Genomic DNA, 22,941 nt, shown 5'->3' with positions numbered 1-22,941 from the left:
GCCCTGCGGGCCTCCCTCCCTCTCCCACAAGGGGAGAGGGAAATGAGAGTCCAACTCCCTCTCCCCTTGTGGGAGAGGGAAGGGGCCCGCCCGCAAGGCGGGTGGGAAGGGTGAGGGGGAATGCGGACGGCCTGACCAAGCGCCAGCTGTTGCCCGCGCTGACGCCCTTCCGTTCACGCGACCTTCGCCGCAACGCAACCGAGCCCGAAAAGCACATGCGCCGCGCGCTTCGTTCTGCTTTTCCGGAGGCGAAGTTCCGCTTCCAGGTGCCGCTCGGCCCGTATCATGCCGATTTCTGTTCGCACGCCGCACGGCTGGTGATCGAGATTGACGGCGCCACCCATGCGCACAGCGCGACCTCGGACAAGGCGCGCACGCGCTTTATCGAAGCCGAGGGCTACCGCGTGCTGCGTTTCTGGAACAATGACGTCATGACCAATATCGACGGCGTCATCGCGGCGATCGCGGATCACCTGCCCCACACGCTGAAAGGGGCCACTCATGCCTGAGCAGCCCCCTCACCCTACCACGCCTGCGGCGCGGGCCCAGTTTAGGGGGAACAGCGCCCCGCGCTGTTCAGGTCATGCCGGGGGCATGACCGACCCGAAACTCCTCTCCCACAAGGGGAGAGGGAGTCTGACTTACTTCTCTTCTTCGAACGTCACGGCGACGTCGGCGTTCGCGCTCAGGCGGACGACGCCGTTCTCGACATCGGCGACCAGGCCGAGCGAGATGAAGTGGTGATGCCCCTCATGTGCGCTATGCCCTTCGTTGATCAGCGCGCCCGAATCCTTCTTGGTCAGCTTGATGCGGCCGCCCTGGACGTGGTCGACCGTGCCGACATGGACGCCATCGGCGCCGATGACTTCGGCATGTTCCTTGATTTGCGATGCGTCGACCATTTGGGTAGCTCCTTCGTTACGGTTGCGAGTCTCCAACGCACGCCTAGCGCTTTGGATGCAAGGAGGATTGTATGATCCGATCATCGCGCACACGCACCGCCCATATCAAGCGGCGGACCCGCCGGTGACTGCGTCGATCGCCATCATGTATGCCGTCTCGGCACTGTTCACCGCGATCGGCCTTGCGCTGCTGCTCGCGCTTCTGCGTCCAGGGAGCGAGGGCCGCGTCTATGCCTTCCGCATGATCGGCACGATGGGCCTGGCGCTCGGTGCCGCGCTCGCCATGTCCGCGACCGCGATGTGGCGGTGGAGTCTGGCGGCGTGAGTAGCGCCACATATCTTGCTTGGTCGGCGCTGCTCGCCGGGCTTACGGCGGCGCTCGTCGAGATCATGCGGCGCAGGGTCAGAAGCACAGCAGCCGACCTGACTCCGCTGTCGGTGCGCACGCTGATCGTCCTCGTGATCGCGCTGTTCTTTGGTCTGGTCATGACCAATCTGGTCGCCAAGGCAGTGCTCGGCGTAACCCCGCCGGCTTGGTCCGAGCTCATCTCGAAGCTCTGGCTTGTCGTCTTCGGGCTAGTGATGATTATCGAACCCACAAGCGCCTCGGACCGCACCGCGAAGCGCGTCATCGGCATCGGCTTCATCCTGATCGGCCTGCTCATCTTCCTTTTCGAACTCCGCATATTTCCAACAAAGGCGTAACCCCATGTCCCTCACCGAAGCCCGCAAGCAGTATAAGCCGTTCGAATACCCCTGGGCGTTCGATTTCTGGAAGCGCCAGCAGCAAATCCACTGGATGCCCGAGGAAGTGCCGCTGGGCGAGGATTGCCGCGACTGGGCGCAGAAGCTCAGCGACCATGAGCGCAATTTGCTGACGCAGATCTTCCGCTTCTTCACCCAGGCCGATGTCGAGGTGCAGGATTGCTATCACGAGAAATATGGCCGCATCTTCAAGCCGACCGAGATCAAGATGATGCTGGCGGCGTTCAGCAACATGGAGACGGTGCACATCGCCGCCTACAGCCATTTGCTCGACACGATCGGCATGCCCGAGAGCGAATATGGCGCCTTCCTCGAATATAGCGAGATGAAGGACAAGCATGATTATCTGCAGACCTTCGGCGTCGATTCGGACGAGGACATCGCCAAGACGCTCGCCATGTTCGGCGGCTTTACCGAGGGGCTGCAGCTGTTCGCCAGCTTCGCTATGCTGATGAACTTCCCGCGCTTCAACAAGATGAAGGGCATGGGGCAGATCGTCACCTGGTCGATCCGCGATGAATCGCTGCATTGCGAGGGCATCATCAAGCTGTTCCACACCTTCACCAAGGAGCGCGACTGCCTGACCAAATCGGTGCGCAGCGACATTATGGACATGTGCCAGCACACCGTTCGGCTGGAGGACAGCTTCATCGACCTCGCCTTCGAAATGGGCCCGGTCAACGGCATGACGCCCAAGGAGATCAAGAAGTACATCCGCTACATCGCCGATTGGCGGCTGGGGCAATTGGGCATGAAGCCGATCTACATGATCGACGAACACCCCCTCCCCTGGCTCGCGCCGATGCTCAACGGCGTGGAGCACGCCAACTTCTTCGAACAGCGCGCCACCGAATATTCCAAGGCCGCAACGCGCGGCAACTGGAACGAAGTGTGGGAAGGTTTCGACAAGCGCCAGAAGGCGAAGGTCGGGGCTGGCGCTGCCGTGGCGAATGAGGATGCGGGCGAAGGCGGGGATATGTTCTCGCGGGCTGGCGTGGCGGCGGAATGACTTAGGTGCGGGATCGGCTCACTGCCAATCCCGCATCAACCTGCAGGAGGCTCGACAAAGCTTATCGAGGTTGACCTGAACATAAGAAGAACATAAGCTTTCCTCAGCCGTTGCCAAGTAAGAGCCGCCCAACATGCATTCCATTGAATTTTGCGCCGGTGCCGGCGGCCAAGCGATTGGTCTTGAACAAGCCGGTTTTCGGCATGAGGCGCTGGTTGAGATTGAGCGAGATTTCGCCAAGACGCTGGAGCTTAACCGCCCGAGCTGGAACGTGTTTGCTCGCGACATGCAGGAATTTGACGGGCGCCCCTATAAGGGGATCGATCTGTTTGCAGCCGGGCTGCCCTGCCCGCCCTTTTCGGTGGCCGGCAAGCAATTGGGCGATCTGGATGAACGCAATCTGTTTCCCGCAGCCCTCCGCTTGATCGACGAAATCCGGCCAAAGGCGGTGATGATCGAAAACGTGCGTGGCTTCCTGTCGGCGGTGTTCGACGATTACCGCGCTTTTTTGAAAAAACAGCTCCACCTGCTCGGCTATCACACTGATTGGCGCCTGCTGAATGCTTCAGACTTTGGTGTGCCGCAATTGCGTCCACGCGTGGTGATCGTAGCAGTCCGAAAAGATCTAACTGATCTGTTTGATTGGCCGACAGTACAGCCTCACAATCCACCGACGGTGGGGCAGACGCTGCGCGATCTTATGGGGGCCAATGGCTGGCGCGGGGCGAATGCCTGGGCGGATCGGGCCAATGAAATTGCGCCGACGATCGTTGGCGGGTCTAAAAAACATGGCGGCCCCGATTTGGGGCCAACGCGGGCACGCAAGGCATGGGCCTCGCTTGGCGTGGAGGGCAAGAGCCTGGCCGAGGCGGCACCCGAACCCGATTTCGTTGGCATGCCGCGATTGACCGTGCGGATGGTTGCGCGTCTCCAAGGCTTTCCGGATAGCTGGCAGTTCCACGGCGGTAAGACCACGTCCTACCGTCAGGTCGGGAATGCTTTTCCCGCTCCGGTCGCGCGCGCAGTCGCACACAATCTGAGGGTCGCACTGTCCGTCCAGAAACTGTTTGGCGCTCACGCCGCATGACAGGAGTGACCGGCTCAACCCGCAGGCCACTTGATCCTAGCCATCCCGACTTCACCGAATTGACGGCGCTGGAGGCGGACCTGCTGCTCGCGGTAGGTGGACAGGGCTTGCTGGAGGAAAAGCTGAGAAGCTTCTTTCGCTCAGCGATTGACGAGGTGATCGACACCGCGCGCAGCGGACGCTTCTTCTTTTCGGATCTCGAGAAAACGGAAAAGACCTATCTCGGTACGAAGTTTGAAATCCTGCTGCGGGATTGGCTGCAGGTGCCACGTGGCCTGCGGTTAGATTTGCTGATCGGTGGCCGTGAAGTCGATGTGAAATCGACCACAGTCGGCCATGGCTGGATGATCCCACCTGAAGCGATCGACCAATTCTGCATCCTGTTGCGAGTCAATGAACACGACGCCAAATGCGCAGTCGGCCTTGTGCGCGCCCGCGCGGAGTACCTCAGCGCAGGCGACAATCGCGACGCGAAAAAGACTATTACAGCCGCCAACCGCGCCCACATCTGGTGGCTGGTCCAGGATTTTACCTACACCCGCAATTTCTGGTCGATCGTTTCCGCCGAGGACCGTCACGAGATCATGGCTATGAAAGGCGGCACACAGCGCCTGGCAACCCTGTTCGAGCGCTATCAGGAAATCGCCATTTCGCGAGTCCAGATTGCCGCAGTTGCCCAGCAAGATGACTTTATGAAGCGTATCCGCCGAAATGGTGGTGCCCGCGACCTGCTCGCCCCTAAAGGAATCGCAATTCTCTATTCGGAGACCGATCGCGCGCTGATGCACCAACTGGGCTTACGGTTCGGATTTCGAGAATTTCTGTCCGTTCATTCGAAATCCGACGACCACTATCGCATCCTGAAAGCTGCTGGACATATCGATTAGCTTGCGCGCTTCCCGCGCCGCCCTCACGGAATCAACCGCTCCGCGCGCAACTCGCGGAACAGGTCGAAGAACGCGTCGTCGGTCGGCTGATAGACCAGAAACCCCATTCGTCGGCTCTTCGACATGTCGGTGACGACTTCGATCGGCCGCCCGAGATCGGCATCGCTATGCCAGGGGGAAGCCAGCCGCGCCAGATCGGGTTCGGCCAGCCCATCGCGCTCCGCAATGCTGCGCCACACCGCCGCATCGTCCGCCATTTGCTGTTCCAGCGGCAGCACCGTGCCATCGAACGGCGCAGGTTCGAGACCGAACCATTCCGCGATCCGCGCCCACATCCAGCTCCAGCGGAAGACGTCGCCATTGACGATGTTGAAGTCCTGATTGGCCGCCGCCGGGGTCTCCGCCGCCCACAGCAATTGCCGCGCGAGCTGGCGGGCGTCGGTCATGTCGGTCAGCGAGTTCCATTGCGTCGCGGAACCCGGAAAGCGGAACGGTCGCCCGAGTTCACGACACAGCGTCGCATAGACCGCCAGCGTCGTGCCCATGTTCATGGCATTGCCGACGGCCTTGCCGATCACCGTATGCGGGCGATGCACGCTCCAGGTGAAGCCGTCGCGCGCGGCGGCGGCGAACACTTCGTCTTCCTGCGCATAATAGAAATTGTCGACGTCGAGCCGCCCCTGCTCCTCGCGGAACGGCGTCTGCGGCAGCGCGCCTTTGCCATAGGCCTCGAACGGCCCGAGATAATGTTTGAGCCCAGTGACCAAGGCGACGTGGCGCGGCCCGGTGGCACCGCGCAGCGCATCCAGCAGATGGCGCACCATCGCGGCGTTGACGCGGATGTTCTCGGCCTCGCTATCCTGCCGCAGCCAAGTGGTGATGAACACCGCATCGGGGCTCAGATCGGCCAGTGCCGCCTGCGTCGCGGCCGCATCCTGCAGGTCGGCCACAACCGGGAGTACGCCGTCCTGCCGTGTTGGACGCCGCGCGAGGCCGTGTACGCGCCAGCCATGATCGACCAGCAAGGTCGCCGTCGCGCTGCCGACAATCCCGCTCGCGCCCACTACCAATGCCGTCTTGGTCATCATTGTCTCCGAAAGATTTGGAAACAGGCACGACGAGCGTGCCCGCTGCGGGGTTAGCGCAGCGCCCGCCGCATTGTTCCGTCCGGGATCATTCGCGCGGTCAGTTCTTCATCCGCCAGCCGGTCTTGAAGATCCACGAGATCACGCCGAGACAGGCGAGCAGGAACACCGCCGTCACGCCGAGGCTCACGCCCACCGACACATCGCCTTTGTCGAAGAACGCCCAGCGAAAGCCGCTGACCAGATACACCACCGGGTTGAACAGGCTGACCGTGCGCCACGGCTGTGGCAGCATGTCGATCGAGTAGAACGCCCCGCCGAGGAAGGTGAGCGGGGTGATCAGCAAGGCGGGCACGAATGATAGCTGCTCGAACCCCTTGGCCCACACCCCGATGATGAAGCCAAACAGGCTGAACGCCACGCTGGTCAGCACCAGAAAGGCGAGCATCGCAAAGGGGTGGACGATCTGCAGCGGCACGAACAAGGCCGCCGTGGCCAGGATGATGAGGCCGAGCACGATCGACTTGGTCGCCGCCGCGCCGACATAGCCGACCACCATCTCCATCGCCGACACCGGGGCCGACAACAACTCGAACACCGTGCCGGTGAATTTGGGGAAATAGATGCCGATCGAGGCATTGGAGATGCTCTGCGTCAGCAGCGACAGCATGATGAGGCCGGGCACGATGAAACTGCCATAGCCAACGCCCCCGACCGTGCTGATCTTGGAGCCGATCGCGCCGCCGAACACGACGAAATAGAGCGAGGTGGTGATGACCGGGGTGACCAGGCTCTGCCACAAGGTCCGCAGCGCGCGCGCCATCTCGAAGCGATAGATCGCCCAGATGCCGTGGAGATTGATCGCGGGGGCGTGCGTGGACGTGCTCATGCCCACGCCCTCCCCACACCCGTTCGCCCTGAGCTTGTCGAAGGGCTGCCACCAACACGCGTCGCGCTGGTGGCGAGCGGTGCTTCGACAGGCTCAGCACGAACGGAAAACACGTCTACTGGGTCGCTCATGCCGCGTCCTTCCGCTCGACGAGGTCGACGAAAATGTCCTCGAGCGAGCTCTTATGCGTTTCGAGATCGCTATAGCCGATGCCGAGTTCCCCCAGCTTGGCGAGCAGGATCGGGATATGCTCGTTTTCGGAATCGAAGGTGTAGACCAGCGTCTTGCCCTCATCATCGAGCGCGACCGACCAGCCCTCCAGCGCCGACGGCACAGCGGCCATCGGGGTTTGCAAGGTAATCGCCATGCGGCGCTTGCCGAGCTTCTTCATCAGCGCGGCCTTATCCTCGACCAGGATGATGCGGCCCTTGTCGATCACACCGACGCGGTCGGCCATTTCCTCGGCCTCTTCGATATAATGCGTGGTCAGGATGATCGTCGTGCCCTTGGCGCGCAGGCGGTGGACGAGCTTCCACATATCGCGGCGCAGCGCGACGTCGACCCCGACGGTGGGTTCGTCGAGGAACAGGATGTCGGGTTCGTGGCTCAGCGCCTTGGCGATCAGCACGCGCCGCTTCATGCCGCCCGACAGTTCGCGGATCTTGGCGTCGCGCTTGTCCCACAGCGACAGGTCGCGCAGCACTTGCTCGACATAGGCGTTGTCGGGCGCGCGGCCGAACAGGCGGCGGCTGAACTTGACGGTGGCGAGCACCGTCTCGAACATGTCGACCGACAATTCCTGCGGCACCAACCCGATCGCGCGGCGTGCGCTGCGGAAATCCCTCTGCGCGTCATGCCCCAGCACGGTGACAGTGCCGGTGGAGGGCGTGACGATGCCGCAGATGATCGAGATCAGCGTCGTCTTGCCCGCACCGTTGGGCCCGAGCAGCGCGAAGATTTCACCACGCCGAATATCGAGATTGACCGGCTCGAGCGCGCGCTGGCCCGAGGCATAGACCTTCGAGACCCCGGCAACCGATAAAACAACGTCCATGAAGCCCCCGTTCCTGCGCGCTAGGTAAGGGGCCGGTTGCGCTGCAACAAGCGGTCGGCGGTTATTTCCCCGCGCGCGCCTCAGCGACGGCTTTCTGCAACTCGTCCAGCGGCAAGGCGGAGGAGACGACCTTGCTGCCGATCACCCAGCTTGGCGTGCCGGTCAGCCCGAGCGCACGCGCGATCGTTTGATTTTGCGCGATTTCGGCGTCCGCCTTGGGGGCAAAGGCCGCCGCGCGCGCCTGATCCACGCCCGCAGCCTTTGCCGCTGCCGCGATGCTCTGTGGCGACACTTGGCCGCCGGCATAGAGCGCATCGTGGAATTGCTGGAACTTGCCCTGGTCGGCGGCGGCCAGGCTCATCCGCGCGGCATCGACGCTGCTTTGCGCGAGGATCGGAAATTCGCGGTAGACGATGCGGATCTTGGGGTCGCTCTTCAGCAACGCCGCAATCGCGGGCAGGCTCGCCCGGCAATAACCGCAATTATAATCGAAATATTCGACCAGGGTGACATCGCCCGCCGGATTGCCGGCCCAGGCGCTGCCGAACGGTTTGAGGATCGCGTCGCGGTTGCTGGCGATGGTGTCGGCATGGGCGCGGTCGCGCAGCCGGTCGAGCGCTTCCGGGATGATCTCGGGATGCGCCAGCACATAGTCATGCACCACGCCTTCGACGCGTGCGCGCTCCCCGGCCGCAGCTGGGACCACCCGTTCGATCCCGGCAAACGCCGCCGCGCCAAGGAGCGCCGCGATCAGCGCGGTCGCAAAAACAGTCCAGCTCAGGCGCATCAGCGTCGCTTCTTATATTTCTTGGGGTTGTCGTCCATCTCGTTCTGCGCCGAGAGGGCAATGTCCTGCGCGCGGATCCAGTCGACGCTATTGGGCGGCAACCCCTGCATCGCACCGCGCGCGCTATAGGCGGCGGTCCGGTGATCGCCGGTCAGGCTCGCTTGCTCGGCCGTGGCGAGCAAGGCGCGCGGCTGGTCGCCCGAGGCTTCATAGGCGGTGCCCAATTGATACCAGGCAAAGGGATTGTCGTCGTCGCGCGCCACCGCCTGGCGCAGCACCTTGATCGCCTCGGGATAATTGGCCTTGTCCTCGGTGGCGATCAGCGCATGGCCGAAGGTGGTCGCGATCAGCGGCGCGTTGCGCGACAGGTCGGTTGCCTCGCGCAACGGGGTCAGCGCTTGCCGGGGCTTGCCCGCTTCGAGCAGAATCTGCCCCTGAATTTCGAGGAAATACGGGTCGTGCGGGGCGGCTTTAAGCAACGCCGCCGCCTCGGCATCGGCTTTTTCGGGATAGCCGGACTTATGCCAAGCATAAGCGCGCGCATAATGCGCGTACACGCTCTGGTCTTCCTCGGGATAGACATTGAGCGTGGTCTTGGGGTCGGCGACATAGCCGAGCAACTTCGCCTTCACGCGCTTGAAACGATCGTCCAGCGCAAGGTCGGGCTTGGCGTTGTAAAAGGGCGAAGCGGTCACATCCGCGGTCAAATTGGCGATGCGCTCGCCCGACAAGGGATGGCTCTGCGCGAACGGATCGATATTCTTCAACCCATAGGCATATTCTTCATTGGCCAGCTTCTTGAAGAAGCTCAGCATGCCTTTGCCGCTGAGGCCGGATTCGCGCAGGAACTTGGCCCCGGTCGCATCTGCTGTCGATTCCTGCACGCGCGAGAAGGCCAGGAATTTTCCTTCCGCCGCCGTCGTGCCCGCCGACAGAATGCCCGCCCCCGCCTCGGGTGCGCCCGCCGCGATCGCCGCAAGGCCGAGCACCATGCTGAGGATCGAGATGCCCATGGCCGGACGGGCACCCGCACCGATCAACACGACATGGCCATCGGCGACATGGCCGAGTTCATGCGCGATCACGCCCTGCACCTGGTTGGCATTGTCGGCCGCCTGGATCAGCCCCGAATTGACATAAATCGTCTGGCCGCCGGCGGTGAAGGCGTTGATCGAATCATCGTTGATCAACACGACCCGCACGTTGTTGGGCGACAGGCCCGCCGCCAGGATCAGCGGCCGCGACATATCGTTGAACATCGCTTCGGTTTCGGCATCGCGCAGGATCGACTGCGCCGCAGCCGGTTGCGCCCAAATCAGGAGGGAGGCCGCGAGTCCCGCGAAGAGCCGCTTCATGCCTGATCTATCGCCGAGTTTTCGGGTCGGGGCAACCGCGCTTGCGGTGCGGTGAAGCGGCGGAGCGGTAAGGTAAGCGACCGGCTCCTCGCACCTGTGCGAGGAGCCGGTCGTTTTCTCACGCCCCGAAGGTGCGCTGCCACCAGCCGCGACGCGGGCTGCCGGCTTCGCCCGGATCGGGATCGATCGCGCCGCGTGCTGTCTCGCTTGCGGGTGCTTCGTCGGAAGGACCGTCCTGCGTTGCAGCAGGTGCGGTGGCTTCAGGCGCGGCCACCGGCGCTACCGGGGCCGCTTCTACCGGGGCTGCTTCCACCGGCGGCGTTTCCACCACTGGGGTTTCCACGGCGGCCGCCTTGGGCTTGCGCGTGCGCTTTGCCTTGGGCTTGGGTGCGTCCTCGACCGGCGCGTCCACGGCCGGAGCCGCTTCCACCGCCGAATCGACTGCCTCAACCGCCTTCGCCTTGGCGCGACGGGCGCGCTTCGGCTTCGCGGCAGGTTCGGCCTCGCTTGCGGGTTCGGCAACCGGCTCGGCTTCAACCATGGCTTCCGCGACCGCAGCGGCCTTTGGCGCGGCATCGCGGGCGCGCGGACGACGACGGCCCTTCTTGGGTGCCTCGACCTCGGGCTCGGCGTCCGCTTCGACCGCGACCGGCTCGGCTTCCACCGCTGCTGCCTCGGCTACCGGAGCCTCGCCATCAGTGGCGTCCGCGACCGCCTGCTCGCCCTCGCTGCGACGACCGCCACGGCGACCGCGACGGCCACGACGGCGACGACCGCCTTCGCTGCCTTCCCCCTCTTCGGACGACACTGCGGCCGGGGCCTCGGCGTCTTCGCGATCGGCATCCTGCTCCGACGCTTCCTCGTCGCCAGCGCCGTCAACGACGGTTTCGCCCTCGGCGGCACCCTCACCCTCGGGCCGGTTGCGACCGCGACGACCGCGACGGCGACGACGACGGCGCGAACCGCCCTCATCCTCGCCCGCTGCTGCTCGCTCGGGCCGTTCGCCGCGTTCGCGCGGTTCGCGGGCAGCGCGCGGCTGCTCCTCTTCCTCGACCTCATCCTCGATTTCGTCTTCGATCTCGTCCTCGACGAAATCTTCCTCGATTTCCTGGATCGGAGCCTCGAAGCGCGGCGTATAAGCGGGCGGCGGGCCGGACACTTCGACCGACATGCGCGCGCCTTCCTGCTCGCCATCGGGCGCGACTTCGATCATCACGCCATAGCGTTCCTCGATCTCGGCCAGTTCCGCGCGCTTGCGGTTGAGCAGATAGAAGGCCGCTTCCTGGCTGGCGCGCAGCAGCAGCTGCGACCCGCGCCCCTGCGCGGCTTCGTCTTCCAGCAGACGCAATGCCGACAGCCCCGACGAAGAGGCGGTGCGCACGAAGCCGCTGCCCTCGCAATGCGGGCACGGCCGGGTCGATGCTTCCAGCACGCCGGTGCGCAAGCGCTGGCGGCTCATTTCCATCAAACCGAAGGACGAGATGCGGCCGATCTGGATGCGCGCGCGATCGTTCTTCAGCGCTTCCTTCATCGCCTTCTCGACTTTGCGGACGTTGGAGTTGTTGTCCATGTCGATAAAGTCGATCACGACCAGCCCCGCCATGTCGCGCAAGCGCAACTGGCGTGCGATTTCCGCCGCAGCTTCGAGATTGGTCGCGGTCGCGGTCTGCTCGATCGAATGCTCGCGCGTCGACCGGCCCGAGTTGATGTCGATCGACACCAGCGCCTCGGTCGGGTTGATGACCAGATAACCGCCCGACTTGAGCTGCACCACCGGGTGGTACATCGCCGACAATTGCTCCTCGACGCCCGCGCGCTGGAACAGCGGCACGGGGTCGCTGTAATGCTTCACCTTGCGCGCATGGCTCGGCATCAGGAGCTTCATGAAGTCCTTGGCGTGGCGATAGCCATCCTCGCCCTCGACGATCACTTCGTCGATGTCGCGATTGTAGATGTCGCGGATCGCGCGCTTCATCAGGTCGCTGTCGCCATAGACCAAAGCAGGGGCCGAGGAGGACAAGGTCGTCTCGCGGATCCCGTCCCACAGCCGCGCCAGATAATCGAAGTCGCGCTTGATCTCGACGCGGGTGCGCTGCAGCCCGGCGGTGCGCACGATGCAGCCCATCGAGGGCGGCAGCTTCATGTCGGCCATGATCGACTTCAGTCGCTTGCGGTCGCCAGCGTTCGAAATCTTGCGGCTGATCCCGCCGCCATGCGAGGTGTTGGGCATCAACACGCAATACCGGCCGGCGAGCGACAGATAGGTCGTCAGCGCAGCACCCTTATTGCCGCGCTCTTCCTTCACCACCTGGACGAGCAGCACCTGGCGACGGCGGATGACGTCCTGGATCTTGTAGCGATGGCGCAAATTGGTGCGACGCTCGCGCAGATCATCGGCGGCATCGTCCGATGCGGTGCGCTTGCGGCGACGCCCGCGGCCCTCGCCACCACGGCTTTCGCCCTCGGCGACGACTTCTACGTCGGGTTCCGCACCGCCATCATCGTCGAAACGCTCGATCGACGCGTCGTCGGCATCCGAATCGCGTTCGAAGCCGTCATCTTCATGCTCGTCATCGTGCAGATCATCCTCGGCGTCCTGCTGGGCGCGCAACGCGGCTTCTTCCGCCGCATGCTCGGCCTCTTCGCGCAACAGCGCGTCGCGGTCTTCCTTGGGGATCTGGTAGTAATCGGGGTGGATTTCGCTGAACGCGAGGAACCCGTGACGATTGCCACCGTAATCGATGAACGCGGCCTGCAGCGACGGCTCAACGCGCGTCACCTTGGCCAGATAGATATTGCCTTTGAGCTGCTTGCGCTCGGCGGATTCGAAATCAAACTCTTCGATTCGGTTTCCCTTGACGACAGCAACGCGGGTTTCCTCCCGGTGCCGTGCGTCGATCAGCATACGCGTGGTCATGTATTATTCTCCGGTCGCGCGGCACAGAGCCAAAGGGCGCAAGGCGCCGTGGCGCTGGCCGCGCGCGATCAATGAAAGTGCCCGATCCGGCGAAAAGATCGCCTGGCTCGCACACATGGTGGTTTACGAAAACTGCCTCTGTTCGCCCTGCACGCCCCGCCTTCCGGCCTTGGGCATTCCGCGCGCTCGCGATCCCGCCGGTGGAAACCGGGCGGTGCGAGGGGCGGAATACATACATCATGCGAACGTCAACCTGGATGAGCCGCGCCCAAGGAACATGAGGGGCGGCCAGATGGCCCTCGCCGCGGTCGATACTAGGCCGCGATCCGGAACTGTTTCATGCCTAGCACCCCCGCTCGCGCGCAGCAACCGGCACGTTTTTGCCGCCCGACCGGCAATTCTATGCCTACGAGCCCATTAACCGCACCCGGAAAGGCTGTTTTGTCGTCTCCGGCCTAGTCCAGACGAATGAGCGCGACCTCCCGCCCTTTGGCAGCCCCTTTTCGCTTTACCGCGCCGCGGTCGCGACGGCATTACGCACGCGTGTCGTTCGTTTTCGCCTTGCTGGCCTGCTGGTTCCTCGGCGCTCCCGGTTGGGCGGCGTCGGTGGAGCGTGTCGAGGTTCAGCATGACCGGATCGTCTTGCGCTTCGACCAGCCGATCGCCGATGCGTCGAGCTTCGTGCTCGCCTCGCCGCAGCGGATCGCGCTCGACCTGCAAGGCGCGTCCCCCGGTGGCAAGATCGCAGCAGGCGGGCCGGTATCGACCGTGCGCCAGGGGGCGCACGGCCCCAACGGCACGCGTGTGGTGTTCGATCTTGCGCGCCCGGCCCTCGTCACCGAAGGCGTGTTCGGTCGCGACGGACGCGAACTGACGCTCGAACTGCAGACCGTCGACGACGCCACCTTTGCGCGCGCGGCGGGCGAACGCCGACTGCACTTCCTGCCGCCGTTCAACATGGGGATCGTCCAAGCCCCCGCCACCTATGCCGTGTCGGTGCCAATCCCGCCTGCCCCTCGCACGCCCGGATTGCCGCGCATCTATGGCGACGATGACAGCCGTCCGCTGGTGGTGATCGACGCCGGGCACGGCGGAGTCGATCCCGGCGCGATTTCGCCAATCGACGGTCGCCGCGAAAAGGACGTGACGCTGAAAATCGCCAAGGCGATCCGCGACGAACTGGTCAAATCGGGCCGAGTCCGCGTCGCGCTGACCCGTGAGGATGACCGCTTCCTCGTGCTGCAGGAACGCTATGGCATTGCGCGCAAATTGCGCGGCGATCTGTTCATCTCGATCCATTGCGACAGCGTCGGCTCGGGCAGCGCGAGCGGGGCGTCGGTCTACACCCTGTCCGAAGTCGCCTCCGACAAGGAATCGGCCAAGCTGGCGGCGCGCGAGAACAAGGCCGACGTCATCGCCGGCGTCAATCTCGCCGCCACCTCGGCCGACATCTCGTCGATCCTGATCGACCTCACGCAGCGCGAGACGATGAATTCCTCGGCCAATTTCGCGCGGTTGCTCGGTCGTGAGGCGCAGCCGCTGATCCCGGTAAAGCCCAACTTCCACCGCATGGCCTCGCTGATGGTGTTGAAAGCGCCCGACATGCCCTCGATCCTGTTCGAGACCGGCTATATCTCCAATCCGCGCGATGCCGACTTTATCGACAGCGCGGAAGGCCGCCGCAAGATCGCGCAGAGCATCGAACGTGCGGTCGAGGTGCACTTTGCGCGGCGGATGGCGTCGAACTGAGCTTTCCCGGTGCGGTGCCGCGCGCAGTTAAGGCGGCTGGCAACGCGCGGGAAAGTTGCTAGAGCCTGACACCCATATGGCCGCTTCTGATTCCACCGTGAATTTCCGCATCCGCCGCGACATTGGCGGCTTCCGGGGATACCTTCGAAATGCCTGGGGCCGGTGGTGGGTCAAGGCGCTCGCCGCATTGGGCGTGCTGTTCGTCATCGGCTATACGGTGTTTTACTTCCTGTTCGCCGCCGATCTGCCCTCGGTCGACAAATTGCGCACCTATGAGCCGCCACTGCCGACCAATGTTCGCGGCGTCGATGGCACGCCGATCCACAGCTATGCGCGCGAACGCCGGGTCGAACTGAGTTATGACGAATATCCGCCGCTATTGGTGCGCGCGTTTCTGGCCGCCGAAGACAAGACCTTTTTCGAGCATCACGGCGTCGACTATCTCGGCATCGCGAGCGCCGCGGTCAACAATCTGAGCAGCCACAAGCGCCCGGCTGGCGCGTCGACCATCACACAGCAAGTCGCCAAGAACCTGCTGATCGGCAACGAGACCAGCTACAGCCGCAAGATCAAGGAAGCGATCCTCGCGTACCGGATCGAGGACACGCTCACCAAGAAACAGATCCTGGAACTGTATCTCAATCAGATCGCGCTCGGTCGCAACGCCTTCGGCGTCGAGGCCGCGAGCTACGCCTATTTCGGCAAGGATCTGAACCAGCTCGATCTCGCGCAAATGGCGTATCTGGCGATCCTGCCCAAGGGACCGTCCAATTACGACCCGGTCCGCCACGCCGACCGCGCACTGGGCCGCCGCGCTTATGTGCTGCGCGAAATGCTCAAGAACGGTTTCATCACCCAGGCGCAGCATGACGAAGCCATGGCCGAACCGCTCGGCACCGTGCCGCGCCAGACGCCCAAGACCGAAACTGCGGGCAGCGGCTATTTCGTCGAGGAAGTTCGCCGCCAGTTGAAGGACAAGTTCGGCGAGGACGCAAAGGACGGGCCGTACAGCATCTACGCCGGTGGCCTGTGGGTGCGCACCTCGCTCGACAACCGGCTGCAGGATTATGCGCAGACCGCGCTGCGCGAGGGGCTGCTGCGCTTCGACCGTGGCCGCGGCTGGTCCGGGCCGATCGACCATAAGGACATTGTCGGCGATGCATGGCTGCCGGCCTTGCTCAACACCAATATCGGGCTCGATTACGACAATTGGCGCGCTGCGATCGTCACCGCAGTGGCGCAGACCGATGCCGGCCTCGGCTTTTCCGATGGCACCACCGGGGTCCTGCCGCGCGCCGCCGCGCAAATGCCGGTGCGCGGCGAAGGCGGCACGGCGTTCGCCGCGCTCAAGGTCGGCGACATCATCGCGGTCGCGCCCGAAGGCGGCAGCTATGCCTTGCGCTCGGTGCCCAAGATTTCGGGTGCCTTCGTGGTCGAGGAACCGCAGACCGGCCGCGTGCTGGCGATGCAGGGCGGGTTCGACTTCCGCGCCCAGCAATTCAACCGCGCCACGCAGGCGCTGCGCCAACCGGGATCGACGATCAAGCCGATCGTCTATGCAGCGGCGCTGGAGGGCGGGATGACCCCCGCCTCGATCATCGTCGACGGCCCGTTCTGCGTCTATCAGGGCGCGCGGCTGGGGCAGAAATGTTTCAAGAATTTCGGCAATGTCGGCGGCTCTGGCGCGCATACCATGCGCTGGGGTGTCGAACAGTCGCGCAACCTGATGACCGTGCGCGCCGCCGCCACCACCGGCATGCCGCGCATCGTGTCGCTGATGGACCGGATCGGCGTCGGCAAATACGAACCCTATCTGTCCTATTCGCTGGGCGCGGGCGTGACGACCGTATCACGCATGGTCAACGCTTATGCCATCCTCGCCAATCAGGGCCGGTCGCATCCGGCCACGCTGATCGATTTCGTGCAGGACCGCCACGGCAAGGTGATCTGGCCCGAAAACTGGCACGCGTGCGATCGCTGCAACGCGCCCGACTGGAACGGCAAGCCGATGCCGCGCCCGGTGTCGCGCGGCAAGCAGATCGTCGACGCGATGAGCGCCTATCAGATGGTCCACATCGCCGAGGGCGTGATCCAGCGCGGCACCGCCACCGTCCTGCGCGATCTCGACCGGCCGATGTTCGGCAAGACCGGCACCAATACCGGGCCGACCGACGTGTGGTTCATTGGCGGCACCCCGCAGATGATCGGCGGGCTGTATATCGGCTATGACCAGCCGCATTCGCTCGGCGGCGCGGCGCAGGGCGGCACCCTCGCGGCGCCGATCTTCAAGGCGTTCGCGGTCAAGGCCTATGAGGGGCTGCCCAAGATCCCGTTCCGCGCTCCCGCCGGCATCCGCATGGTCCGCATCGACCGCGCGAGCGGCAAGCCCGTCTTTGGCACCTGGCCAAGCGATGACCCCAAGGCATCGGTCATCTGGGAAGCCTTCAAACCCGAAAGCGAGCCGCGCCGCGTCGTCCACCGCGACGTGATCGTGCCCGACCCGGCAGCGGCAGCCGCGGCTGCCAAGGCGCGTGCCGACGCGCAGGCCCCGAAGGACACGCGCCGCGACAGCGATTTCCTGCAACGACAGGGCGGTATTTACTAGCGGCGCGCCAACCTCATATACGGCAGGCACACTATCGTTCTCCCACACATGGGAGACACGGCACGATATTTTTCTGGAAGGTTCTCCCATGCGCGCTGAAGCGCAGGCTCATATCGACTCGATCAAGGACGCGCTCGCGCTGCTCCGCCGTTTCCTCGACTGGGACCGCGCGCTGCGTCGGCTCGATGAACTCAACGCGCGCGTCGAGGATCAAACTTTGTGGAACGATCCCAAGGCGGCGCAGGCGGTTATGCGCGAGCGGCGTCGTTTAGATGAGGCGATCACCGCAACGCGCGCGATCCAGAGCGAGCTCGACGATACGGCGGAGTTGATCGAAATGGCCGAGGCCGAGGGCGATACCGAGATGGAGACCGACGGCCTCGCCGCGCTCGCCGATCTCGCGCGCCGCGCCGAAAGCGACAAGATCAAGGCGCTGCTGGCGGGCGAAGCCGATGGCAACGACACCTATATCGAAGTCAATGCCGGTGCGGGCGGCACCGAGAGCCAGGATTGGGCCGGGATGCTCAGCCGGATGTATTCGCGCTGGGGCGAACGCCACGGTTTGAAGGTCGAGCTGATCGACCAGCATTCGGGCGAACAGGCCGGGATCAAGTCCGCGACGCTGCTGCTGAAAGGCGAGAACGCCTACGGCTATGCCAAGACCGAAAGCGGCGTCCACCGCCTGGTCCGCATCAGCCCCTATGACAGCGCCGCGCGCCGCCACACCTCGTTCGCGAGCGTCTGGGTGTACCCGGTGGTCGATGACAATATCGAGGTCGAGTATAACGAAAGCGATCTGCGCATCGACACCTACCGCGCAAGCGGTGCCGGTGGGCAGCACATCAACACCACCGATTCGGCGGTGCGCATCACGCACATCCCGACCGGCATCGTCGTGCAGTGCCAGAACCAGCGCAGCCAGCACAAGAACAAGGCCGAAGCGTACAACCAGCTCCGCGCGCGCCTGTACGAGCGCGAACTCGCGATCCGCGAGGCCGCCGCCAATGCCGAGAATGCGGGCAAGACCGATATCGGCTGGGGCCACCAGATCCGTTCCTACGTGCTGCAGCCATACCAGATGGTGAAGGACCTGCGCACCGGCGTGACCTCATCGAGCCCGTCCGACGTGCTCGATGGCGATCTCGACGCGTTCATGGCCGCCGCGCTCTCGCAGCGCGTAACGGGTGAGACGGTCGAGGTGGAGGACGTGGACTAGTGCACTTCCCCGGTGCCCGCGCGCTGACCCTGGCCACCGTCCTGCTGCTCGCCGCGTGCGACGGCGGCAAGCCGCGCGTGCCCGATCATACGCAGGAGGCAGGCCCCTTCCCCGCCGCAGACCGCCCGGTCGCCAAGATCAGCTCGCCGCGCTGGTCGACCGAAGAGGATCGCGACCGGCTGAACGAAGCCGGCGACGTGATGACCAAGGCCGGGATCAAGCCCGGCATGACCGTCGCCGATATCGGCGCGGGCGAGGGCTATTACACGATCCGCGCCGCCAACCGCGTCGGCAAGACCGGGCGCGTGCTGGCCGAGGACATCGTCGCCGAGGTGCGCGATACGCTGGCGCTGCGCGTGTCGCGCGAGCGGCTCGAAAATGTCAGCGTACGGCTCGGCGCGCCCGACGATCCGCGCTTGCCCGACGCGAGTTTCGATCGCGTGCTGATGGTGCATATGTACCATGAGATCGCGCAGCCTTATGAATTTCTGTGGCGGATGCGCCCGTCGCTCAGGCGCGATGGCCTGGTCATCGTGGTCGATGCCAATCGCCTGACGCAAAACCACGGCACGCCGCCCGCCTTGCTCAAATGTGAATTTGCAGCGGTCGGCTACACCCAGGTCGCACGTTACGACATGCCCTCGGCGGGCGGTTATCTCGCCGCGTTCCGGGCGGAAGGGCCTCGCCCCGAGCCAGCGGCGATCAAACCCTGCCGAATGACCTGATCCGCCTTCATGCCAGGCGACTTCGCGCTACCGCATCACCCGGCAGCGCGCTACACTGGCCTGATGCAACACCCGCTCGACCGGACCGACAAGCCGCCCCGTCAGCGAACCACCCGTCAGCGAACCAAATAATGAACCAGATTGCGGGTATGAAGGCATGAGCATGCGGCACCCCGAACACCAATATCTCGACTTGCTTCAGCGCATTCTCGATCATGGTGACCAGCGCGTGGACCGGACCGGCGTCGGGACACGGTCGCTGTTCGGCGCGATGATCCGCTTCGATCTTTCCGACGGAAGCGTGCCGATCCTCACCACCAAACGCGTCTATTGGAAGACGGCGGTGAAGGAGATGCTGTGGTTCCTGACCGGGGACACCAGCCTCCAGTCGCTCCTGCGCGAGAATGTGAAGATCTGGACCGATTGGCCGCTCGCGCAGTACCGGCGCGCCACCGGACAGGACATCTCCCAGGACGCGTTCGAGCAGCGTGTGCTGACCGACGATGCCTTTGCCGCGCAATGGGGAGACCTGGGCCCGATTTACGGGAAGCAATGGCGCCGCTGGCAAGGTGCGGACGGGCGCGTGCATGACCAGATTGCCGGGCTTGTCGAGACGCTGAAGCACAATCCCGCCAGCCGGAGAATGCTGTTTCATGCCTGGAACGTGGCGGAGCTCGATCAGATGGCGTTGCCGCCGTGCCACATGGTCTATCAATTCCACGTGACCTCCGACGGGCGGCTGAACTGCGGCCTGTACCAAAGGTCGTGTGACTTGCTGCTAGGGGCCGCCTTCAACTTCACGGGGGCCGCCGCGCTGCAGCTGATGCTTGCTCAACAGGCCGATCTCCGCCCAGGCGAACTGGTCTGGATGGGGGGCGACGTCCATCTCTATCTCAACCATCTCGATCAAGCGCGCGAACAAATCTCGCGCACGCCGCGCCCGTTCCCGACGATGCGACTCCTGCGCAAGCCCGCTAATATGGATGGCTACCGGATCGAGGATTTTCACGTCGAGGGCTATGCGCCGCACGATGCGATCAAGGCCGACGTCGCGGTGTGATGCAGCCCCGCCGTCGATGGAGTCATCCATAGCGGTACAGGATACCAGCCGGTTCTTTTCACGGCACGATTGACCCTGAATTTACGCGTTTCGCCGAAGACCGTCGTCGTTCGGGTTGCTTAACGCGCTGCCCCGCCATGACGCAGTGTCGAGCGTAAGCATAGGTCTTCCCTAATATTTTGCCATTGGCTGCAGAGCGCCCGCATGTGCTCTGCGGGACAGCACCGTCACGGCCAAGAGCCGGCATGTGCAATAATATACATACTAAGCTTGCCGCTTTGGGTGATTCTCGCGGTATGAATCTGGCAAATACCATGAGCGGAAACCGATTACCGCCGTCGGCCTACGGTACCGCTATTGCTCGACATACAGAAAAGGTTTCGCATCCGAAACCGATCGATACAAAATATACTCTATCTCTGGATCAGGCAAGTATCTGTCTTAAGGCAATTTCTTTTCCCTTACATATTTTAAAAAACAGCTATGTTCGTTGACAAATAAGCGAGTCGTGGGGCGGGGGCAGTAATGGGGTTTTTTCGGATTGGACGGGGGCATTTTCATGCCTTCGCCGAATGTATAAAATCTACATTGGGCGGTTTTGCTGATAGCGATCGTCCGCGCGCTCACGGCAGGCAAACGTCCGTTTGGCGCACAACGCGCCCCCTTATCGCCCTTTTTGCATTTCTGTTCGCGCTAATGCCCGCCTTTGCTGCGGCGGCAACGTCGAAGGGCTGCGCTGACATCAATACGGGCCAGTATAACCGCACCTTTTCGATACCATCGGTAGCCAATGGCAATTCGGTCCAGGATCAGGACATAACGCTCGGCGCTTATGCAGTAACTCTGAGCGATTATTATTTCAATAGCGGTGAAGTTGTTAATTTCACATTATCATCACGCAGCGGAACTGGATATTTTTCAGCATATGAATACGATGACCAAGGCCTCATCGTGAGAAGTGTGCTAAATCAGACAGGAAATACATTAAGTTTTACAATTGGATCCAGCAACCTCTTCCGCTACTATAATTATGCGCTCTCGAATTTTACTAATAACGCAGCGGGAAGCGCCAACAACGACGCGACTGCCGCACATTCGAATTCAAGCGTATTTTTGACTCTGTCCTGCACCCCGGCGAGTTCGGGACCGACCGTAACCGCCGTTAGCCCAACCAGCGGCCCCGCTGGCGGTGCCACCTCGGTGGCGATCACCGGCACCGGCTTCAGCAGCGCGACCGCCGTGAAGTTCGGCAGCGTCAATGCGGCCAGCTTCACCGTCAACAGCGACACTTCGATCACCACCGCTGCGCCGGCCGCCACTGCGGCGGGTGCTGTCCATGTCACGGTGACCGCTGGCGGCAACACCAGCGCGACATCATCGGCCGATCAATTCACCTACAACGCGCCGACCGTGACTGGCGTCTCGCCGGCCAATGTCCCGCTGAGCGGTGGCGCGATTACGATTACCGGCACCAATTTCGTCATCGGCAATACCAGCTTTTCCGTAGGGGGAACGTCGGTCGGGGGCAGTTGCACCTCTTCGACGACGTGCACCGCGACGGCGGGGGCGAAGGCTGCCGGTGCGGCCAGCGTGGTGGCTACCACCGGATCGGTTTCGTCGACAACGAACGCCACGCTCACCTATCTCGCCGTGCCGACGATCAGCGCTGCGTTCAGCCCGACATCGGTGTCCTCCGGGGGGAATTCCACGCTTACCCTGACGGTCACCAACCCGAACACCGGAACTGCACTCAGCGGAATCGCGGTCGGTTCGGCGACGCTGCCGACCAATCTTACCGGATCCGGTGCCGCCACGACGTGCGGCGGGACAGCGACGCTGTCCGGCAACGCGCTCAGCCTGTCCGGCGGCGCGCTCAGCGCGAGCGCAAGCTGCACCGTGACGTTGACCGTTTCCTCGACCAATGCGGCGACCTATAATTACACCAGCGGAACGGTTTCCGCGAGCGGCCCGATAACGCTTACGGGGTCGACCGCGACCACGCCGACCGGGCTGACGGTCGCCGCTGCACCGACGCTTGGCCTCGCCATCAGCAATGGGACGCTGACTCAGGGCCAGACCGGCACGCTGACCGTCACGCCGAGCGCAACTGTCGCTAACACCTCCGGCACGTTGACCTTTGCGATCACGTTGCCCGCCAATACGAGCCTCTCCAGTTCGAGCGGCACGGGGTGGAGCTGCAGTGGAACCTCCACGGTTAGCTGCACCAGCGCGAGCGTGATCACCGCCGGGAGCAATGGCAATCCCCTCACGCTCAACGTCGCGATCGGCGCGTCGGCGTCGGTATCCCTGTCGTTCAGCGGCACATTGTCGGGTGGCGGGGCCGCCGCAAGCGCCAATGCTACCGATTCGGCGACCGTGGTGCAGACCCCGGCCTCGATGGCCATCACCAGCGGCAATAGCCAGAGCGCGGGGGTCTCGACCGCCTTTGCTTCGGCTTTGCAAGTCCGCGTGCTGGACGCGGCAAGCGTAGTGATCCCGTCCAGCCCGGTGACCTTCACGGCACCTGGAAGCGGAGCAAGCGGCACGTTCAGCGGCAGCGGCACCAATAGCATCTCGGCCAACACCAACGCCTCAGGGATCGCCACATCGGGCACGTTCACCGCCAATGCGACCGCAGGCGGGCCTTATACGGTCAGTGCGACCGCAGGGTCGGTTTCGCAAAACTTCAGTCTGACCAATACCGCCGCCGCCCCCACCGTGGCCGCCAAGAGTGCGAGCGTTGCCTACAACACCGCGACACCGATCGACCTCTCCGCTTCGGTTAGCGGCGTGCATAGCAGCCTCAGCGTCAGCACCGCCCCTGCACATGGCACCACCAGCATTGCGGG

General features: G+C 63.6%; 19 protein-coding genes. 12 read left to right on the top strand and 7 right to left on the bottom strand.

The window, feature by feature from the left end:
* Window positions 1-149: 149 nt before the first annotated feature.
* Window positions 150-509: an endonuclease domain-containing protein gene (locus tag ON00_RS21240; protein ID WP_319625165.1), complete on the top strand. Its 360-nt coding sequence runs from the start codon at window positions 150-152 to the stop codon at window positions 507-509.
* Between the two features lie 132 nt (window positions 510-641).
* Here ON00_RS21240 and ON00_RS15685 read toward each other — a convergent pair whose 3' ends face one another.
* On the bottom strand, window positions 642-902 hold the full coding sequence (locus tag ON00_RS15685; RefSeq protein WP_010407407.1) for a DUF2171 domain-containing protein: 261 nt from the start codon (window positions 900-902) through the stop codon (window positions 642-644).
* Window positions 903-957: 55 nt separating this feature from the next.
* On the opposite strand from ON00_RS15685, the gene ON00_RS15680 reads away from it, so the two are divergent.
* The 5 genes from ON00_RS15680 to ON00_RS15660 all read left to right on the top strand — a co-directional run bounded on the left by ON00_RS15680 (window position 958) and on the right by ON00_RS15660 (window position 4,650).
* Window positions 958-1,227 (top strand): hypothetical protein, encoded by a 270-nt coding sequence (locus ON00_RS15680; protein WP_245535585.1) that lies wholly within the window; start codon window positions 958-960, stop codon window positions 1,225-1,227.
* Window positions 1,203-1,607 (top strand): hypothetical protein, encoded by a 405-nt coding sequence (locus ON00_RS15675; RefSeq protein WP_154651350.1) that lies wholly within the window; start codon window positions 1,203-1,205, stop codon window positions 1,605-1,607. The genes ON00_RS15680 and ON00_RS15675 overlap by 25 nt, the downstream gene beginning before the upstream one ends.
* Window positions 1,608-1,611: 4 nt before the next feature.
* Entirely contained in the window at window positions 1,612-2,676 is a 1,065-nt protein-coding gene (locus ON00_RS15670) for a ribonucleotide-diphosphate reductase subunit beta (protein ID WP_010407402.1), read from the top strand.
* A 133-nt stretch (window positions 2,677-2,809) separates the two neighbouring features.
* Complete coding sequence (locus ON00_RS15665; protein ID WP_010407400.1) at window positions 2,810-3,763, top strand: DNA cytosine methyltransferase; 954 nt, start codon at window positions 2,810-2,812, stop codon at window positions 3,761-3,763.
* A 5-nt stretch (window positions 3,764-3,768) separates the two neighbouring features.
* A complete protein-coding gene (locus tag ON00_RS15660; protein WP_010407397.1) occupies window positions 3,769-4,650 on the top strand; it encodes a NaeI family type II restriction endonuclease in 882 nt (293 codons plus the stop codon).
* A gap of 23 nt (window positions 4,651-4,673) precedes the next feature.
* On the opposite strand, the gene ON00_RS15655 is transcribed toward ON00_RS15660, so the two are convergent.
* The 6 genes from ON00_RS15655 to ON00_RS15630 form a co-directional block, all read right to left on the bottom strand.
* Window positions 4,674-5,735 (bottom strand): SDR family oxidoreductase, encoded by a 1,062-nt coding sequence (locus tag ON00_RS15655; RefSeq protein WP_010407394.1) that lies wholly within the window; start codon window positions 5,733-5,735, stop codon window positions 4,674-4,676.
* 100 nt (window positions 5,736-5,835) lie between these two features.
* Window positions 5,836-6,624 (bottom strand): ABC transporter permease, encoded by a 789-nt coding sequence (locus ON00_RS15650; RefSeq protein ID WP_010407393.1) that lies wholly within the window; start codon window positions 6,622-6,624, stop codon window positions 5,836-5,838.
* Window positions 6,625-6,751: 127 nt separating this feature from the next.
* Window positions 6,752-7,678, bottom strand: coding sequence for an ABC transporter ATP-binding protein (locus ON00_RS15645; RefSeq protein WP_010407392.1), 927 nt, complete (start codon window positions 7,676-7,678; stop codon window positions 6,752-6,754).
* A 61-nt stretch (window positions 7,679-7,739) separates the two neighbouring features.
* On the bottom strand, window positions 7,740-8,465 hold the full coding sequence (locus ON00_RS15640; RefSeq protein ID WP_010407391.1) for a DsbA family protein: 726 nt from the start codon (window positions 8,463-8,465) through the stop codon (window positions 7,740-7,742).
* Window positions 8,465-9,820 (bottom strand): M48 family metalloprotease, encoded by a 1,356-nt coding sequence (locus ON00_RS15635; RefSeq protein WP_010407389.1) that lies wholly within the window; start codon window positions 9,818-9,820, stop codon window positions 8,465-8,467. Before ON00_RS15635 ends, ON00_RS15640 begins: the two co-directional genes overlap by 1 nt.
* 118 nt (window positions 9,821-9,938) lie before the next feature.
* Entirely contained in the window at window positions 9,939-12,737 is a 2,799-nt protein-coding gene (locus ON00_RS15630; protein WP_010407388.1) for an Rne/Rng family ribonuclease, read from the bottom strand.
* 543 nt (window positions 12,738-13,280) lie between these two features.
* Here ON00_RS15630 and ON00_RS15625 point away from each other — a divergent pair.
* The 6 genes from ON00_RS15625 to ON00_RS15600 form a co-directional block, all read left to right on the top strand.
* A complete protein-coding gene (locus ON00_RS15625) occupies window positions 13,281-14,486 on the top strand; it encodes an N-acetylmuramoyl-L-alanine amidase (RefSeq protein ID WP_010407386.1) in 1,206 nt (401 codons plus the stop codon).
* Window positions 14,487-14,562: 76 nt separating this feature from the next.
* Window positions 14,563-17,091, top strand: a complete 2,529-nt coding sequence (locus ON00_RS15620) for a penicillin-binding protein 1A (protein WP_010407384.1) — start codon at window positions 14,563-14,565, stop codon at window positions 17,089-17,091.
* 88 nt (window positions 17,092-17,179) lie between these two features.
* Window positions 17,180-18,307, top strand: a complete 1,128-nt coding sequence (gene prfB, locus ON00_RS15615) for a peptide chain release factor 2 (protein ID WP_029622979.1) — start codon at window positions 17,180-17,182, stop codon at window positions 18,305-18,307.
* Complete coding sequence (locus ON00_RS15610; RefSeq protein WP_010407378.1) at window positions 18,307-19,032, top strand: class I SAM-dependent methyltransferase; 726 nt, start codon at window positions 18,307-18,309, stop codon at window positions 19,030-19,032. Before prfB ends, ON00_RS15610 begins: the two co-directional genes overlap by 1 nt.
* Before the next feature lie 163 nt (window positions 19,033-19,195).
* Window positions 19,196-20,092, top strand: a complete 897-nt coding sequence (gene thyA, locus ON00_RS15605) for a thymidylate synthase (protein WP_010407376.1) — start codon at window positions 19,196-19,198, stop codon at window positions 20,090-20,092.
* 1,113 nt (window positions 20,093-21,205) lie between these two features.
* Window positions 21,206-22,941: beta strand repeat-containing protein (locus ON00_RS15600; protein ID WP_211207129.1), on the top strand; the 1,736-nt coding region annotated here is incomplete at its 3' end.

The organism is Sphingomonas echinoides ATCC 14820 (assembly GCF_000241465.1).
GTDB lineage: Bacteria > Pseudomonadota > Alphaproteobacteria > Sphingomonadales > Sphingomonadaceae > Sphingomonas > Sphingomonas echinoides.
The sequence above is the reverse complement of the archived record's forward strand: the minus strand, read 5'-3'. Positions and strand labels throughout refer to the sequence as shown.